This is a genomic window from Delftia sp. SD018, assembly GCF_017355445.1.
Lineage (GTDB): Bacteria > Pseudomonadota > Gammaproteobacteria > Burkholderiales > Burkholderiaceae_C > Comamonas > Comamonas acidovorans.
Genome location: NZ_JADDRN010000001.1, coordinates 35,040 through 51,573, shown reverse-complemented (window position 1 = coordinate 51,573; position 16,534 = coordinate 35,040). Strand labels below are relative to the sequence as shown.

Annotated in this window: 18 protein-coding genes; 7 read left to right on the top strand and 11 right to left on the bottom strand. The window is 70.8% G+C overall.

Annotated elements, in window-relative coordinates; all coding sequences use genetic code 11:
- Positions 1-3: 3 nt before the first annotated feature.
- Positions 4-942: a LysR substrate-binding domain-containing protein gene (locus INR38_RS00265; protein WP_065347784.1), complete on the bottom strand. Its 939-nt coding sequence runs from the start codon at positions 940-942 to the stop codon at positions 4-6.
- A 136-nt stretch (positions 943-1,078) separates the two neighbouring features.
- Here INR38_RS00265 and INR38_RS00260 point away from each other — a divergent pair, with 136 nt between their 5' ends.
- Both INR38_RS00260 and INR38_RS00255 read left to right on the top strand, forming a co-directional pair.
- Entirely contained in the window at positions 1,079-2,104 is a 1,026-nt protein-coding gene (locus INR38_RS00260; protein WP_207442454.1) for a tripartite tricarboxylate transporter substrate binding protein BugE, read from the top strand.
- Positions 2,105-2,111: 7 nt separating this feature from the next.
- Positions 2,112-2,999 (top strand): N-formylglutamate amidohydrolase, encoded by an 888-nt coding sequence (locus INR38_RS00255; protein WP_207442455.1) that lies wholly within the window; start codon positions 2,112-2,114, stop codon positions 2,997-2,999.
- 69 nt (positions 3,000-3,068) lie between these two features.
- Here INR38_RS00255 and INR38_RS00250 read toward each other — a convergent pair whose 3' ends face one another.
- The 5 genes from INR38_RS00250 to cbiE form a co-directional block, all read right to left on the bottom strand.
- The gene (locus INR38_RS00250; protein WP_013800515.1) at positions 3,069-3,398 is read right to left on the bottom strand and encodes a DHCW motif cupin fold protein; all 330 of its coding nucleotides are present in this window, start codon (positions 3,396-3,398) and stop codon (positions 3,069-3,071) included.
- A gap of 63 nt (positions 3,399-3,461) precedes the next feature.
- A complete protein-coding gene (gene cobF, locus INR38_RS00245) occupies positions 3,462-4,280 on the bottom strand; it encodes a precorrin-6A synthase (deacetylating) (RefSeq protein WP_207442456.1) in 819 nt (272 codons plus the stop codon).
- Positions 4,277-5,143 carry a precorrin-4 C(11)-methyltransferase gene (cobM, locus tag INR38_RS00240; protein WP_207442457.1) on the bottom strand — a complete coding sequence of 289 codons (867 nt, stop codon included), beginning with the start codon at positions 5,141-5,143 and terminating at the stop codon, positions 4,277-4,279. Before cobM ends, cobF begins: the two co-directional genes overlap by 4 nt.
- Positions 5,140-5,637, bottom strand: coding sequence for a cobalamin biosynthesis protein (locus INR38_RS00235; RefSeq protein WP_180318712.1), 498 nt, complete (start codon positions 5,635-5,637; stop codon positions 5,140-5,142). The genes cobM and INR38_RS00235 overlap by 4 nt, the downstream gene beginning before the upstream one ends.
- Positions 5,634-6,836 carry a precorrin-6y C5,15-methyltransferase (decarboxylating) subunit CbiE gene (gene cbiE / locus INR38_RS00230; RefSeq protein ID WP_170961988.1) on the bottom strand — a complete coding sequence of 401 codons (1,203 nt, stop codon included), beginning with the start codon at positions 6,834-6,836 and terminating at the stop codon, positions 5,634-5,636. Before cbiE ends, INR38_RS00235 begins: the two co-directional genes overlap by 4 nt.
- On the opposite strand from cbiE, the gene INR38_RS00225 reads away from it, so the two are divergent.
- The gene (locus INR38_RS00225) at positions 6,835-7,620 is read left to right on the top strand and encodes a cobalt-precorrin-6A reductase (RefSeq protein ID WP_207442458.1); all 786 of its coding nucleotides are present in this window, start codon (positions 6,835-6,837) and stop codon (positions 7,618-7,620) included. The genes cbiE and INR38_RS00225 overlap by 2 nt on opposite strands.
- Here INR38_RS00225 and cobJ read toward each other — a convergent pair.
- Genes cobJ through cobG form a run of 4 tightly spaced genes read right to left on the bottom strand, consistent with a single transcriptional unit; the run spans position 7,563 to position 11,014 of the window.
- Positions 7,563-8,387 carry a precorrin-3B C(17)-methyltransferase gene (cobJ, locus tag INR38_RS00220; protein ID WP_207442459.1) on the bottom strand — a complete coding sequence of 275 codons (825 nt, stop codon included), beginning with the start codon at positions 8,385-8,387 and terminating at the stop codon, positions 7,563-7,565. The genes INR38_RS00225 and cobJ overlap by 58 nt on opposite strands.
- Positions 8,381-9,151 carry a precorrin-2 C(20)-methyltransferase gene (gene cobI, locus INR38_RS00215; RefSeq protein WP_013800508.1) on the bottom strand — a complete coding sequence of 257 codons (771 nt, stop codon included), beginning with the start codon at positions 9,149-9,151 and terminating at the stop codon, positions 8,381-8,383. The genes cobJ and cobI overlap by 7 nt, the downstream gene beginning before the upstream one ends.
- Entirely contained in the window at positions 9,141-9,770 is a 630-nt protein-coding gene (locus INR38_RS00210) for a precorrin-8X methylmutase (protein ID WP_013800507.1), read from the bottom strand. The genes cobI and INR38_RS00210 overlap by 11 nt, the downstream gene beginning before the upstream one ends.
- A complete protein-coding gene (gene cobG, locus INR38_RS00205) occupies positions 9,770-11,014 on the bottom strand; it encodes a precorrin-3B synthase (RefSeq protein ID WP_207442460.1) in 1,245 nt (414 codons plus the stop codon). The genes INR38_RS00210 and cobG overlap by 1 nt, the downstream gene beginning before the upstream one ends.
- A gap of 247 nt (positions 11,015-11,261) precedes the next feature.
- Here cobG and INR38_RS00200 point away from each other — a divergent pair, with 247 nt between their 5' ends.
- Both INR38_RS00200 and INR38_RS00195 read left to right on the top strand, forming a co-directional pair.
- Positions 11,262-13,025 (top strand): methyl-accepting chemotaxis protein, encoded by a 1,764-nt coding sequence (locus tag INR38_RS00200; RefSeq protein WP_207442461.1) that lies wholly within the window; start codon positions 11,262-11,264, stop codon positions 13,023-13,025.
- An 18-nt stretch (positions 13,026-13,043) separates the two neighbouring features.
- Positions 13,044-14,189 (top strand): FecR domain-containing protein, encoded by a 1,146-nt coding sequence (locus INR38_RS00195; protein ID WP_207442462.1) that lies wholly within the window; start codon positions 13,044-13,046, stop codon positions 14,187-14,189.
- 54 nt (positions 14,190-14,243) lie between these two features.
- Here the strand turns inward: INR38_RS00195 and INR38_RS00190 are convergent, their stop codons facing one another.
- The gene (locus tag INR38_RS00190; RefSeq protein WP_207442463.1) at positions 14,244-14,954 is read right to left on the bottom strand and encodes a S24 family peptidase; all 711 of its coding nucleotides are present in this window, start codon (positions 14,952-14,954) and stop codon (positions 14,244-14,246) included.
- 70 nt (positions 14,955-15,024) lie between these two features.
- On the opposite strand from INR38_RS00190, the gene INR38_RS00185 reads away from it, so the two are divergent.
- Both INR38_RS00185 and dsbG read left to right on the top strand, forming a co-directional pair.
- The gene (locus INR38_RS00185) at positions 15,025-15,729 is read left to right on the top strand and encodes a hypothetical protein (protein ID WP_207442464.1); all 705 of its coding nucleotides are present in this window, start codon (positions 15,025-15,027) and stop codon (positions 15,727-15,729) included.
- A 164-nt stretch (positions 15,730-15,893) separates the two neighbouring features.
- The gene (gene dsbG / locus INR38_RS00180) at positions 15,894-16,496 is read left to right on the top strand and encodes a thiol:disulfide interchange protein DsbG (RefSeq protein WP_016448401.1); all 603 of its coding nucleotides are present in this window, start codon (positions 15,894-15,896) and stop codon (positions 16,494-16,496) included.
- Positions 16,497-16,534 lie beyond the last annotated feature (38 nt).

The window sequence follows — 16,534 nt, the reverse complement described above, 5'->3', positions numbered from 1 at the left end:
GTCTCAGGCGGCGGCCGGGTGGATGCCCATGGCGGCGATATCGGCTGCCGCCGTGTCCAGCAGCCAGCGGCGGAACTCGGCAAAGCCGGGCCGGGGCCGCCGGTCGCCGGGCACGCACAGGAAATAGCCGCGCTGCAGCGTGACCGGCAGGTCAAAAGGCACCACGACGGTGCCGGCCCGCAGTTCCTCGCGAACCAGGCAGCGCTGCACCAGGGCCAGGCCCATGTCCGCAATCACGGCCTGGATCAGGATGGACACCTGATCGAACGCCGTGGCGAGGTTGGGCGCCTTGCGGCCGGCGCCGGCCGCGCGCAGCCACTGCGTCCAGTTGCCCGGGGCGGTGGTGTGATAGAGCAGCGGCTCGGTGGCCAGATCGCCGGGCTTGCGCCAGGCGCCCTGGGCCAGCCGCTGGGCCATGCGCGCCGGGTGGCAGATGGGCACCATCTCGCGGCCGATGACGTAGTCGCAGCTGCAGTGCGGCCAGTCCTCGGGGCCCAGGCCGGTGAGCACGGCGGCGTCGGGTGTGGGGCCCGTGAAATCCTCGCTCTTGCGGTAGGGCACGAAGTTCACGCGGATGCCGGGGTGCAGCTGCTGGAAGGCGCGCAGGCGCGGAATCAGCCAGGCGCTGGCCAAGGTGGGCACCACCGCCAGGTTCAGCGGCCGGTCGGCCTCTCCCAGGCGCAGGCGGGCACTGGTTTCCTCGATGGCGGCCAGCGGCTCGCGCACGGCGTCCAGCAGTTCCCGGCCCACGGGCGTGAGGTGCAGGGAATGCGCATTGCGCTTGATCAGCGCCAGGCCGTAGTGCTGCTCCAGCCGTGCCACGGCACGGCTGACCGCGCTCTGGGTGACGCACAGCTCGGCCGCCGCGCGCGAAAAACTGCCCAGCCGCGCCGCCGTGGCGAAGGCATGAAGCTCGGACATCGAAGGCGAGTGCAGACGCATGGAATACAGACCCTGAACGGGCATTGACGGACAGCACAACGGCGCGCCCGAAGCCGGTGCGAGCATGCGCAACAGTCATGCTAGCGGCCAAATTGTCGTTTGGAAGCACGGGCCATGCCACCGACACTTTGTCGTCATGAACACGCCCACATCCCTTCGCTCACCGCTTGGCGCACCGCTTCGTGCACGCCGCAGCACCGTCCTCGCCCTCGGCGCCATCGCCGGCATCGCCCTGCTGAGCGCCACGGCGGCCCGTGCCGAGTTTCCCGACAGGCCCATCCGCCTCATCGTGCCCTTTGCGGCCAGCGGCTCGACCGACCTGGCCGCACGCCTGATCGGCGAATACGCGGCCCGCGAGCTGGGCCAGGCCATCGTGGTGGAGAACCGCGCCGGTGCAGGCGGCTCGCTGGGCATGGAGCAGGTGGCCAAGTCGCGCCCCGACGGCTACACCCTGGGCATGGCCACCATGAGCACGCACGGCTCCAACGCCGCCGCCTACGGCACCCGCCTCAAGTACGACCCGGTCAAGGACTTCGCCCCCGTCAGCAACGTGGCGACCGTGCCCAGCGTGCTGGCCGTCAACGCCAAGTTCCCCGCCAGGACCATGGCCGAGCTGCTGGCCATGGCCAGGAAGGAGCCGGGCAAGATCACCTTCGCCTCGCCCGGCATGGGCTCGCTGGGCCATGCCAACGTGGAGTATTTCTCCAGCCTGGCGAAGATCGAGCTGCTGCACGTGCCCTACAAGGGATCGGGCATGGCGCTCAACGACGCCGTGGCCGGCCAGGTGGACGCGATCACGGACAACCTGCCCTCGGCCCTCACCCACATCCAGGCCGGGCGGCTGCGCGCCCTGGCCGTGCTCTCGGACAAGCGCTCCCCCGCCCTGCCCGACGTGCCCACCTACGGCGAGCTCGGCTTTCCGCAGATGGGCAATGGCGGCTGGTTCGGCATCGTCGCGCCGGCAGGCACGCCGGCGCCGGTGGTGCGCCGGCTCAACCAGGCCATCCATGCGGCCATGAAGCAGCCGGACTTCATCAAGAAGATGGAGGACGCGGGTGCCACCCTCATCCCCAACACGCCGCAACAGTTCCAGACCCAGATCGAGCAGGCCGTGGCGCGCTACGCCGCCGTGGCCAAGGTCGCCAAGATCAGCGCGGAGTGAGATGAAGATGCAGGACACCCTCCAGGACCAGGCCATGTTCGTGCTGCACCCGCCCGAGGGAGCCGCCATACCGCTGGTGTGCGATTCGCCGCACAGCGGCGTGCGCTATCCCGGCGATTTCGGGCATGCCGTGCCGCGCTCCGTGCTGCGTGCGGCCGAGGACACCCATGTCGAGGCCCTGTGGGGCGCCGCGCCCGCAGTCGGCGCCACCCTGGTGGAGGCGCTGTTCCCGCGCAGCTACCTGGACCTGAACCGCACGCTCGACGACATAGACCCGGCCCTGCTGGCCACGCCCTGGCCCACGCCGCTGTCGCCCGGGGAGAAGACGCGCATCGGCTCGGGCCTGATCTGGCGCACCGTGAAGAACCAGCCCATCTACGACCGCCTGCTGCCCGTGGACGAGGTGCAGCAGCGCATTGCGCGCTGCTACCAGCCCTACCACCAGGCGCTGGCCCAGGCCGTGGAGGACACGCACCGGCGCTTTGGCGCGGTCTGGCACCTGAACCTGCACTCCATGCCCAACAACGCCTATGAGCGGCTGCAGATCCGCAGCGAGCGGCCTCTGGCCGACTTCGTGCTGGGCGACCGCGACGGCAGCACCTGCGAGCCCGCCTTCGTCGCCCTGGTGGAGGAATACCTGCGCGGCTGCGGCTACACCGTGGCGCGCAACGATCCCTACAAGGGCGTGCAGCTGATCGCCAGGATCGGCCAGCCCGCGCTGCAGCGGCACAGCGTGCAGATCGAGATCCGCCGGCCCATCTACATGGATGAGGACACTCGCGAGCGCAACGCCGGCTTCGAGGCCGTGCGCCAGGACATCACGGGCCTGCTCAAGACCATGGCGGCGTACTTCGAGAGCCATCCGTCCGTCAGGCATTGCGCCGACCGGGCATGAACCCCTGGCATCCCGCGCCGCGCGCCACTGCAGCGCGCTGCAGTGGCCGTGGCGACGGTGTCGGGCGGTTCAGTCCACCACGAAGAGCCTGGCGCCCTTGGGCGAGCGCGAGCGGTGCGGCTCGGCGTTGTCCGCCACCTGGTAGCTCATGCCGGGCGTCAGCGTGAAGCGGCGGCCGTCCGCCAGTTCGGTCTCCAGCTCGCCTTCCAGGCACAGCAGCACATGGCCCTTGGTGCACCAGTGGTCGGAGACATAGCCGGGCGTGTACTCCACCGTGCGCACGCGGATGTTGCCGAAGTTCTGCGTGCGCCAGAACGCCTGGCCGGCCTCGGCCGAATGCTCGGTGGGCGCCACGGCGGCCCAGTCGGTGGTGTTGAAGGGGATGTTGTCCATCTGCATGGCGGGATTCCTTGATGAAGGGGGTGTGCAGCTAGAGGGCCGGCGTCGGCAGCAGCCTCGGCCTCAGCCGCCGCGCCGCAGCAGGTAGATATCCATGATCCAGCCATGCCGCTCGCGCGCTGCGGCGCGGGCCTGCACGATGCGCGGGGCGGCCTCGGCCAGCGGGCCGCTGTCCAGCATCTGGCGGTCCATGCCCAGGTAGGCGCCCCACCAGATGTGCAGGCCGGCGTCCATGTCGCTGCCGTCCGAGTCCAGCAGCTCGGTGAAGCTGCACTGCCCGTCCAGCATGACCACGGCCGTGTCCACGCCCGGTGGCCAGCCCTGCTCGCGCAGCTGGCGGCCCGTGGTCACTACGAAGGGCTGGCCTATGCCGTTGAGCGCAATCGCATGCGCGGCGCACAGCACCTGCATGGAGCTGATGCCCGCCACCACGCGCACGCTGTGCGGCGCCGGCTGCATGCGCGCGGCAATGCGCAGGGTGCTGTCGTACAGCGCAGGGTCCCCCCAGACCAGCAGGGCCACGCGCAGGGGCTGGCCGGGGCTGCGCGGCTGCAGCCCCTCGTCCAGGGACCGGGTGATGGCCGCCTGCCAGCAGCGCGTGATGGCCGCATGCCATTCATCGACCTGGGCCAGGTAGTCGTCGCCCACGCTGCGGCGCACGGGCATGTCGAAGCCTTCGATGCGCGGGCCGGGCGCAGTGAGCACGGCATCGCACAGGTCGCGGCGCAGGGCGGCGAGTTCGGCCTTGTCCTCGCCCTTGTGCGGCAGCAGGATCAGGTCGGCGGCCTGCATGGCGGCCTGGGCTTCGCGCGTGAGGTGGTCGGGGTTGCCCGTGCCGATGCCGATCAGGCTCAGCGCCACGGGCGGCAGGGCCGCGCTCATGGGGCGGGGTTCCCGAGGGGCACGTCGCTCACGGTGTCCCTCAAGGTATCCCTCGCGGTATCCAGCGCGGCGCCGCCGCGCACATCGGTGGCGGGAAAGCGCGGCTCGGTGCCCAGCGGGCGGTAGCGGCGGTCGTAGTCGGCCGCGTAGAGGCGGCTTTCGCCGAAGTCCTCGGCCTGCAGGCTGCGGCCTACCAGGATCAGGGCCGTGCGCTCCATGTGGGTGGCCACGGCCTCGGTCAGGCTGCCCACCGTGGTGCGCACCACGGTTTCGTCAGGCCAGCTGGCGCGCCAGACGATGGCCACGGGGCAATCGGCGCCGTAGTGCGGCAGCAGCTCGGACTGCACCTTGGCGGCCACATGGATGGACAGATGGATGGCCAGCACGGCGCCCGTGGCCGCGAAGGCGGCCAGGTTCTCGCCCTCGGGCATGGCCGTGGCGCGGCCCGAAGTGCGTGTCAGCACCACGGACTGGCACAGGCCGGGCAGGGTCAGCTCCGCGCCCAGCGTGGCGGCGGCGGCCGCGAACGAGGGCACGCCGGGCGTGACGGTATAGGCAATGCCGGCCTCGCGCAGGCGGCGCAGCTGCTCGCCCATGGCCGACCAGACGGACAGGTCGCCCGAGTGCAGGCGCGCCACGTCTTCGCCACGCGCCTCGGCGGCCTGGATCTCGGCCACGATGTCGTCCAGGCTCATGGATGCGGTGTTGACGATGCGCGCGCCCGGCGGGCAGTGCGCCAGCAGCTCGCGCGGTATCAGCGAGCCTGCGTACAGGCAGACCGGGCAGGCCGCCATGAGGTCGCGCCCGCGCACGGTGATCAGGTCGGCGGCGCCGGGGCCGGCGCCGATGAAATGCACGGTCATGCCGTTGCTCCTTGGTTCTTGGCCTGGCTGGCGTGGGCCAGGCAACAGTTCAGAGGTCCGCCCTGGCCCACGGCCAGGGCCAGGGTGGCGCTGCCATCGTCCGCGACCAGGCGGGTCACGCTCAGGGCGGAGTGCGGGCCTGCGGCGGCCAGCGCCGCCGCCTCGGCCACGCTGCCCGTGCCATAGCGCGCCAGCATGCGCGGCGACTGCGTGACCACGGGCTGCCCAGGCAGTTGCCCTGGCGGCACGCGCACCAGAACGGCCGTGGGCACGACAGCCGCCATCCAGGCGGCCAGCGCCGGGTGGCCGGCCTTGGTGTCCAGCACGGCCACGGCGCAGATGGGCTGGGGCGCGCAGGCGCTTGCATCTGCGCTTTCCGGCAGTTGCGCCTGCGCCCGCTGCCACAGCGCCTGCAGCGCATGGGGCAGTGCGTCCGTGTGCAGGCCCAGGCCCAGCACGCCGCAGCGGTGGGGGATGGCTTGGTCCGGGTTCACCGCTGCCAGCTCCACTGCACCAGCGGCCGCGCAGCCTTCCAGCTGCGCATGCGGCCCAGCGGCTCGGCGCTGGAAATCTCCAGCCGCAGCAGCTGGCCGCCGTGCTCGGCCTGCAGTTGCACCAGCAGGGCCTCGGTCTCCAGCGTCACGGCGTTGACCACCAGGCGGCAGCCTGCGGGCATGAGGGCCTGCAGGCGCTCGAACAATTCGGCGTCAAAGCCCCCGCCCACGAACACGGCCTGGGGCCGGGCCAGCGCCTGCAGTTCGGCCAGCGCCTCGGGCGCCACGCCCTGCACCACGCGCAGGCGCGCCTGCAGGCCGAAGCGCCGGGCGTTGAGGCGGATGTTGTCCGCACGCGCCGCATGCTGCTCCAGGCTGATGGCCGAGCCACCAGCCAGGCACCACTCCACGGCCACCGAGCCCGAGCCGCCGCCCACATCCCACAGGCATTCGCCGTGGCGCGGCGCAAGAGCCGCCAGGGTCAGCGCGCGGGCCGGGGCCTTGGTGATCTGGCCATCGTTGGCGTACCAGTGGTTGGGCCGGCCCGGCACCAGGGGCAGGGCCGCGCCGCCCTGGGCGAGCACGGCCACGGCCACGGGCGCGCAGGCAGGGTCGGCGGCCAGGGCCTGGGCGGCTTCGGCGGCGGGCCATGCGCGGCGGCGCTCGCGCGGGCCGCCCACGGATTCCATGACCTCCAGGCGGCTGTCGCCCCAGCCTTCCTGCACCAGCCAGTCCGCCAATGCGGCCACGGCGGCGCCATCGCGCAGCAGCACCAGCGACTGGCGGCCTGGCGACAGGTGCGGCAGCAGCTGCTCCACGTGGCCGGCGTGCAGGCCCAGGCAGACCGTGTCTTCCAGCTTCCAGCCCAGGCGGGACGCCAGCAGCGAAAATGTCGAGGGTTGGGCGTGGCAGCGCCACTCCTGCGGCGCCAGATGCGCCGCCAGGCTGCCGCCCGCCCCGAACCAGAACGGATCGCCCGAAGCCAGCACCACCGTGGGCCGGCCACGGCAGGCCAGCACGGGCGCCACGTCAAAGGGCACGGGCCAGGGACGGCCCCGCTCGCCGGCACCGGCCAGCGCCAGGTGGCGCGGCCCGCCAAAAACGGTCTCGGCCGCGTCCAGCGCGCGCAGCGCGGCGGGTGCGAGGCCGTCCAGGCCGTCTTCGTTCAGGCCCACCAATGTCAACCAGGGATCAGTCATGCCCCATGTTCTCCTGCTGGGCGGCACCAGCGGCGCCAGCCAGCTGGCCCAGGCCCTGCACCGCGCCGGCATTGCCGCCGTGTTCTCGTATGCGGGTGTCACGCAGTCGCCCGTGGCCCAGCCCCTGCCCACCCGCGTGGGCGGGTTTGGCGGTGCCCAGGGCCTGGCGCAATTCCTGCGCGGGCAGGCCATCAGCCATGTGGTCGATGCCACCCACCCGTTCGCCGCGCAGATGAGCCGCAATGCCTGCCAGGCCTGCGCCGCCACCGGCACGCCGCTGCTGGCGCTGGAGCGCGAGCCCTGGCAGGCCAGTGCCGGCGACGCCTGGATCGACGTGCCCGACATGCAAGCCGCCGCTGCCGCCCTGCCCCAGGCAGCCGCCCGGGTGTTTCTGGCCGTGGGCCGCAAGCAGCTTGCGGCCTTTGCGGGCCAGCCGCAGCACCACTATCTGCTGCGCCTGGTCGATGCGCCCGAGCCCGGCAGCCTGCCCTTGCCCCACACCACGGTGGTTCTGGGGCGCGGGCCTTTCAGCGCGGCCGATGACGAGGCCTTGCTGCGCACGCACGGCATCGAATGGCTGGTGGCCAAGAACGCAGGCGGCGAGGCCACGCGCGGCAAGCTCGATGCCGCACGCGCCCTGGGCCTGCCCGTGGTGATGGTGCAGCGCCCGGCGCTGCCGCAGCGCCAGCGCACCGGGTCGGTGGCTGCGGTGCTGCACTGGATTGCTCATGGCGTGCTGCCGACAGCGCAGCCCGCACCGCCCGCGCCGCCATCCATGCCGTAGTGGCGTGGCGTGTAGACCCAGCGGCCCACGCGGCGCGTGGCGCTGTTGCCCACCAGGACCACGGTGCGCATGTCGGCCATCTCGGGCGTGGCCTCGGCCAGCGTGCATATGTGCAAGTGTTCCTCGGGCGTGGACACGGCGCGCGCGAACACCAGCAGGCGCTGCGGCTCGCAGCGGGTGCGCAGCAGCTGCAGCAGGCGCACAAAGCCTTCGGGCCGGCTCTTGGAGCGCGGGTTGTAGAAGGCCATGGCGAAGTCGGCCTCGGCCGCCAGTTCCACGCGCCGCGCGATCACCGGCCAGGGCTTGAGGTTGTCCGAGAGATTGATGCAGCAAAAGTCATGGCCCAGCGGCGCGCCAGCGCGCGCGGCGGCGGCCAGCATGGCGGTGATGCCGGGCAGCACCTGGATATCGAGCGCCTGCCAGGCGGCGGCCTGCACCGCATCGGCAGATTCCATGGCCTCAAACACGGCCGACGCCATGGCGAACACGCCCGGGTCGCCCGAGGACACCACGACCACCTGCCGCCCCTGCGCGGCCAGCGCCAGCGCCTGGCGCGCGCGCTCCAGCTCCACGCGGTTGTCGGAGGCATGCCAGGCCACGGCATGGCCCTGACCCGCCTGCGCCAGCAGGGACTGCGCGCGGGACACATAGGGCAGGTAGCCGACCACATCGTCGACCGCGTGCAAGGCGGCTGCGGCTTCGGGCGTGATCTGGTCCAGTGCGCCCGGGCCCAGCCCCACCACCGTCAGGCGGCCGGCGCTCACCATGCGGCCTCCGGCCGGCGGCCCTGGCCGTGCACGAGCACGATGGCGAAATAGGGGCAGGCGTCGTCGGACACATCGCCCAGGCGCGCGACCTGCTCGCTGTCCGTGGTGCCGTTCTGCACCAGCCAGGCGGCGTCAAGCCGGCCCGTGCGCTGCAGGGCGCGGCGGATGCGCGGCAGGTTGCGGCCGACCTTCATGACAACCAGGGCCTCGGCCGTCTGCATGCGGCGCACCAGCTCGTCTTCTGACAGGGTGCCGGTCATCACGCTGAGTACGTCGTCGCCCCAGGTGATGGGCTCGCCCGTGGCGTGCCAGCAGCCCACCATGCCGGGGATGCCGGGCACCACGTCCAGCGGCACCTGGCCGCGTTCGCGCAGCCGGGTGTACAGATGCATGAAGGAGCCGTAGAGGAAGGGGTCGCCCTCGCACAGCACCACCACCTGCCCGGTCTGCGCCAGCGCTTCCAGGCGCAGGCACCAGTCGTCGTAAAAGCGCGCCAGCAGGTCCACATAGGCGGGGCTGTCCACGGGCAGCTCGGTGGTCACCGGGTACTCCATGGCGTGCTCAGCGGCGCCTTGGGCCAGCAGGCCGTCCACCAGCTGGCGGGCCTTGCCGGGCCGGCCCTTCTTGCGGAAAAAAGCCACCTGGCGGGCGCCGCGCACCAGGCGGTCGGCCTTGACGCTCATGAGTTCGGGGTCGCCCGGGCCCAGGCCCACGCAGACAATGCCGGGCCCGCCCTGGCTGGGACGCGGCTGCCTACTCGACATGGCTGGCCAGTGCGTTGATGGCGGCCACGGTAATGGCCGAGCCGCCCAGGCGGCCATGCACAGCCATGCAGGGAACGGGCAGGTCCTGCATCAGCGCCTGCTTGGATTCCATGGCGCCCACGAAACCCACGGGGCAGCCGATGATGGCGGCCGGCCGGGGGCAGGCCGGGTCCTGCAGCATGTTGAGCAGGTGGAACAAGGCCGTGGGCGCATTGCCGATGGCCACCACGGCCCCGGCCAGGTGCGGGCGCCACAGCTCCAGCGCGGCGGCGCTGCGCGTGTTGCCCATGTCACGGGCCAGCGCAGGCACGCGCTCGTCCTGCAGCGTGCAGATGATGGGGTTGGCGGCGGGCAGGCGCGAGCGCGTGATGCCCTCGCTGACCATGCGCACGTCGCACAGCACGGGCGCGCCGTTTTGCAGGGCCTGCGCGGCGGCCTCGGCCATGCCGGGGGAGAAGGCCACGTGCGGGGCCAGCTCCACCAGGCCAGCGGCGTGGATCATGCGCACCACCACGCGTTCCTCGACAGGCGTGAAGCGTTCCAGCGCCGCCTCGCGGCGGATGGTGGCAAAGGACTGCCGGTAGATCTCGGCGCCATCGGTTTCGTAGCGGTGCAGCATTATTCTTTTGAAAACAGCAATCCCGGATTGTCTCGCACCGAGGCCAGGGTCCGCTGCTCCTGCGCCCTATCCCCGGCACGGCCGTGGCGCACTACGGAATAGACAGGGCCTTCGCCCTCGTCTTCACCTTCTGCCCGCAGCACCACCGTGGCCGGCGCCTGCCGCGCGCAGCCCTTGGCGCATCCGGTCACATGCAGGTGCGCGCCGTGGGGCACCTGCGGCGCCAGCTCCAGCGCCAATGTCTGCGTGGGACCCAGGGCCTGGGTGCAGCCCGGCGCGCCGGTACAGGCGGATACGCGCAGGCGCGGGTCATGGGCGTGGATGATCCAGTCAGCGGCGTTGTCCAGCCCCGCCGCCGCCCACCAGCGGGGCAGCGCCGCGCCGGCTCCGGCGTCTTCCACCAGCAGCATGCGCCAGGGTGTCACACGCAAAAAGGCCTGCTCAGGCAAGGCGCGCACCAGCCGCGCCAGCGCCACGGCCGGCAAGCGGCCCAGCGGCGCGCCCAGCAGCCAGCCCACGCCGGGCACGGCACCGGGCGCCGGTCCTTCGCCGTGGACCGGGGTTTCTGTCTCCACCCAGTCCAGTCCGGGGGGCGGCTGCAGTTGCGCCGCCACCGCAGCCATGCGTCCGGGCCGCAAGCCCTGGGCGCGGCGAAGGGAGGACTGACCGGCAAACCAGCGTGCCAGCGCCAGGCCCACGGCCACGGCCTGGCTGGTGTCGGCCACGGCCAGCGCCTGCTGCCGTCCATCGGGCTGCACCAGCCAGCCGGTGGCTGTGCGCTGCAGGCGGATATCGGCGGACACGCCCGCCAGCCGGCCCGGCGCGCCTTCCACCGACCAGCCGAACTTGGCCGGCAGGCCCGCCAGGTCGTCGGCCGCATCCAGTGCCTGCTGCAGGGCCTGGCCCAGCGCATGGACCGACTCCTGCGGCCGGCACAGCGGGTCGATCACCAGGTTGCGGCGGCGCTCGCGGCCCGCGTCGGCGTCCAGCAGGCCCACGGCCGCCAGGGCGCGCAGCACGGCGGCGTGCCGCCCGGGCGCAATGCCGCGCAACTGCACATTGGCGCGGCTGGACAGCTCCAGCGCGCCGTTGCCATGCACCCAGGCCAGGCGCGCCAGCCGCCGTGCCTGGGCCACCGTCAGGCGGCCCAGCGGCGGGCGCACGCGCAGCACCAGCCCATCGCCGGAGGCCATGGGCTGCCAGGCGCCGGGGCACCAGCCTTGGATGTGGGGAAGGGTATGCATGGGGTAGGGGCCCCGACTGTAGCGCCGGCGCACCCGGCATCCCAGGTGCAAGACCCGCATGCGTTCATGAAATGCGGGCTTTCTTGATCCAGCCCGCTTGGGAAGCGGGCTGGTAGCGCCTAACACCCATCTAGCCTAAATTTGTCAATTCAAGTTGAAATTTAACAATTCACCCTTAGGGTTTTATCAAATTGATCATTTATTTTTGATAGAAACTGATACTTGCACCACCTACCTGGAAAGCGCCATGAATCTCCGCACCTGGACCGTCAAGACCAAGCTCTACGCCGCCTTTACCGCCCTGGCTTTACTGGTCGCACTGGTTTCCGTATCTGCCCTTCATGCGCTGGACGGTTCCGACCGCAACCTGACGCAGTTCGTCGACGGCGTGAACGCCCGCGCCCATCTGGCCGAACAGGTGCGCGCGGCTGTGGACAGCCGCGCCATTGCGGCGCGCAACCTGGTGCTGGTGAACACGCCAGCCGATCTGGACATGGAAAAAACGGCCGTGTACGCCGCCCATGCCGCGGTCAAGTCCCACCTGGACCAGCTCAAGGCCCTGGTGGCCTTGCCCGGGGTGGGCGAGGAGGCTCGCGCCCTGGTCGCCCGCATCGACCAGATAGAGCAGCGCTACGGCCCGGTGGCGCTGGACATCGTTTCGCTGGCGCTGCGCCAGCAAAGGGACGAGGCCATTGCCAAGATGAACAGCGAGTGCCGGCCGCTGCTGGCCCAGCTGATCGCGGCCACCGACGAGTACAGCCAGCTCACGCGCCAGCACGCCCAGGTCATGGTGGAGCAGGCCACGCAGTCCTATGTGCAGCAACGCAACATGCAGATCGGCGTGAGCGCGGTCGCCTTCGTGCTGGCCCTGCTCATGGGCCGGCTGATCGCACGCGGCCTGACACGCGCGCTGGGGGCCGAGCCTGCCCAGCTCGGTGAAGTCGCCCGCCAGATCGCCGATGGCAACCTCGACCCCGGACTGGTGCGCAGCGAAGCGCCCGCAGGCAGCGTGCAGGCCTCGCTCAACGCCATGCACCAGAGCCTGGCCAGCGTGGTCAGCGATGTGCGCAACAACGCCGACAGCGTGGCCGTGGCCAGCGAGCAGATCGCCAAGGGCAATGCCGACCTGAGCCGCCGCACCGAGCAGCAGGCCAGCGCGCTGCAGGAAACCGCAGCCTCCATGGACGAGCTGTCTTCCACCGTGCAGCAGAACGCGGACAACGCACGCCAGGTCAACCAGCTCGCGCGCGGCGCCAGCCAGATCGCGGCCAAGGGCGGCACCGTGGTGCAGGAAGTCGTGGGCGCCATGCAGGACATCCATGCCAGCTCGCGACAGATCGGCGACATCGTGGGCGTGATCGACTCCATCGCCTTCCAGACCAACATCCTGGCCCTGAACGCCGCCGTCGAGGCCGCACGCGCCGGCGAGCAGGGCAAGGGCTTCGCCGTGGTGGCCGCCGAGGTACGCACCCTAGCCCAGCGCAGCGCGCAGGCCGCCCGCGAGATCAAGCAGCTCATCACTGACAGCGCCACGCGCGTCAGCCAGGGCGCGGAGCTGGCCGACCAGGCCGGCGCCACCATGGCCGAGGTGCTGCAATCCATACAGCGCGTGACCGACCTCATGGGCGAGATCAGCAATGCCAGCGACGAGCAAAGCGCCGGCGTGGCCCAGGTCGGGCAGGCCATGAGCCAGATGGACCAGGTCACGCAGCAAAACGCCGCCCTGGTGGAGGAAAGCGCGGCGGCGGCCTCCAGCCTCAAGTCCCAGGCCCAGCGCCTGGTGCAGGCCGTGGCCATCTTCCGCCTGGGCGACCAGGACGGCGCGGCACAGCAGCCGCGTTTGCAGGCGCCGCTGCCGGCGTCCGTGCCCACGCGCGCGGCCACGGCATCTGCGCTGGCGCCGGCCAGGCCGGCACCGGCACGACCCGCAGCTGGCGCGCGCCCTGCAAGCCCTGCACGCCTGGCTGCGGCCAAGCCGTCCGCCGAATCGCAGGACTGGACCAGCTTCTGAGGCCGGGAATCCGCACGCATGCGCCGCTACCGCTCCTGCACCGCTCCCCTGGACAAGGCTGCGCAGGTGCGCGAACTGGAAGAGTTCTTCCGCGGGCAAAACCCCATCGACCTCGCTGCGGCCGACTGGCACACGCGCATGGAGCAAGGCCTGACCGCCGAGGAAGAAGCCGAATTCACCGAATGGCTGGCAGCCAGCACGACGCACGAGGCTGCCTTGCGCCACCTGGGCCAGAGCCTGGCGGCAGCGCGGTCCACTCCCCACGAACAGGTGGCGCGCCTGCGCGCGGAGCAGGCACGCCGGCGCTCGCAGTCAGCGCCTCACGCACACCCGGAACCGGCCCCGCAGCGCCCGTCCTCCGAAGAGCGCCAAGGCTGGAGCTGGTCCCGCCTGCTGCCGCGCCCTGCCCTGGCGGCCCTGTGCTGCACGGTGGCCCTGGCCCTGGCCGTGGGCGTGGGCGTGGGCTGGCACCAGTGGCAGCAGCAGCCCACCTTCACCAGCAGCCACCTGACCCCACGCGGCCAGGCCAGGACCATCACCTTGCCGGATGGCACCGCACTGTCCCTGGATGCCGATACCCAGGCGCAGGTGGCCCTGTACCGCGACCGGCGCGAGGTGCGCATCACGCAAGGGCAGATCCTGTTCGCCGTGGCGCCCGACAGCGCCAGGCCCTTTCATGTGCTGGCCGGCCCGGCGCGCGTCACCGTGGGCGGCACGCGGTTTTCCGTGCGCTATCGCGCCACGGGCATGGAGGCGGGCAGCGCCCAGGTGGCCGTGCAGGAAGGCCATGTGCGCGTGGCCGGTGCGCAAGGCACTGCAGCCGCTGGCGCCGCGCCCGCCGCCCTGGTCGCTGGCCAGGCCCTGAGCGTGTCGCCTGCAGGCGTGCTCGGTCCGGTGTCGGCTGTGGCGCCCGACAGCATTGCGCTGTGGCGCAAGGGACTGATCCGCTTCGAGAACACGCCCCTGGCCGACGCCCTGGCCGAGCTGGAGCGCTACGGGCCGACCGGCCTGGTGGTGCACGACCCGGCCGTGGTAGCCCTGCGCATTGGCGGCACCTACCAGACCAGCCGCCCCGCCGAGTTCGCACGCATGCTGGCCCAGATCCTGCCCGTCACTCTGGTGGCCGGGCCCGATGGCCAGACCGAGATTGCCGCCGCGCCCTGAGCACGGAGGCGGGGCGCCGGGGCCGCGCGGCGGTCTATCGAAACAGCTCGGTCGTCAGCTTCCCCGCAGCCGGCGCCGGTGTTCGATCACCGTGCCCAGCAGAACCAGCCGGTTCCTGTCGCTGCGCAGCACGGCATGGTCTTCGTTGAGCGGTACCAGATCAAAGACCTCGATGCCGTCCTCTCCCACACCGCGCACGCGGTACTTTCTGAGCAGCACCTGCCGCTTGCCATTCCTGGCCAGCACATGGTCGCCGGGCCGGGGGCTGGCCTGCGGATCGATCAGCACGCGGTCGCCCTCGCGCAATTCGGGCGACATGGCATCGCCCTCCAGCGCAAGAAAAAACGCACCGGACGATGCGTTGTCCTTGCCGAATTCGATGTCCAGGGTTTCAGCGGAATCAGGGAATGCGCCGTCATCTGCCAGGGCTGCAGCCTGGGCGTGCGAGAGAACGGGATATTGCCGCAATCCTTTGGGAAACTCGGGCAGATTGGTGCCGGGCGTGTCCCCCTCTGGAAGCAGGGCCGGCAGATCGGAAACCATCTTCACCAGCCTGGGACTGATTTCGAAAAGCGAAACCTTCAAGCCCTTGGCATACGCAATGCCCGCCTCCAGGCTGATGGGCCGGTTGCCGCTTTGGTGCTGGGAGACCATGGAGGAGCCGCCAGGAATGCCGGCCTTCTCTGCGAACTCGGCCTTGCTTTTCACAGTAGAGAGCAGGCGCTTGAGGTTCGCCGCCTCTTGCTCGGTGGTCCAAACTTTCATGTAGCGATGCTAATAATCGAAACCATTAGCAATGCTTTTAATTCTTCGATAGCTATGCTAAATTTTTCCCATGAAAAATGCAGCCAGCAAAACCCTGTTCCACCGTTTCATCCCCGGCCTGCGCTTCCACTCGTTCTGGTACTACCAGGCGCGCGGCTCCACGGGCAGGGTGCGCTGGGCGCGGCTGCCCATGGTCTCCGACGCCTGTGCGCAGGCCGATCCCCACGGCGCATGGTGGTGTGCGCAGCGGTGCGCCGCCGTTTTGGCGCAGCGGCCATGGCGGCTCATGCAACTGCCGCCCGGCCTGCCTGCGCAGCCGGATGCCCGCCAGATGGCGCATGTCCTGCAGCAATGGCTGCCGGGCTGGAGCGCTGCGCCCGCCAGCGTGCAGGTCTGTACCCACGCGCTTGAGAACGGCGGCAGCGCGCTGCTGCAGCTGTATGTCCGGGCCAGGAGCGCGCCCAGCATTCTTTGGGCATGGGTGGTTGGGGTGGAGGTCCAGGCGCGCCAATCCCTTCAGGGGCTGGCGCCTGCGCCAGGCAACCTGCAAGCCGGGCACCTGTCGCCGCGAGCCCTGCTGATCGTTCCCTTCGGCCAGGACATGCCCTGGGCCACCGGCCATACCGCCCGGGTACGCCTGCATGCACCGGGGCCTCAACTGCGCGGGCCGCATGAAGTGGTGGCGCAGGATGGCTGCTGGTTTGAAGACAGTGGCCTGGATGCCGTGTTGCTGAAGCCGGTCTTGCGCGTTCAGGATGAGCGCGTATCCCTGTGAAGGGCCAGATGGGGCCAGATGGCGCAAGCGATTTCCTATAACGATGGAACGCGGCGGATGCACTCCGACTCACACCGTCCGCCGCTGTCGCTGCAGCACCAGGCGCTGCACCCTTGTCGCGCAGCGCCGCACCCTCATTCATTCAACCGTTTCAAGGAGTTCCCATGCATCTTCAACGCACCGTCCTTTTTGCAGGCATGGCTGCCAGCCTCTTTCTGGCGGCGGGATGGGCTACGGCCGCAGAAGGCCCTGCCACGGCCCAGGCGCCCCAGGCCAAGGCTCAGGCCGCCAAGCCGGCGGGCGACACCGTGCAAGCGCAGCTGGAGACCTCCACCTGGGTGCCCGATGGCAAGGCCGATGCGCCGCGCGTGATCTATACCTTCACCGACCCCAACTGCAAGTACTGCCACAAGTTCTGGGAGGCCGCGCGTCCCTGGGTGGACGCAGGCAAGGTGCAGCTGCGCCACATCCTGGTGGGCGTGATCCGGGACGACAGCCCGGCCAAGGCCGCCGCCATCCTGCAGGCCCCGGACCGCGCGGCCGCACTGATGGAGCACGAGAAGAAGTCCGCCCAGGGCGGCATAGCCCCCGCCTTCAGCGTCAGCCCCGACGTGCGCAAGACGCTGGAGGCCCACCGCAAGCTGATGATGTCCCTGGGGTTCCGTGGCACGCCGGGCATCGTGGTGATCGACAGCCAGGGCGGCACCAAGAGCTATGGCGGCATGCCGCGCGATGCGGCCCTGCCCGAGGTGTTCGGGGCGCTGTGAACGGGCTGCCGTGAACGAGGCGCCAGGTGATGCCCACA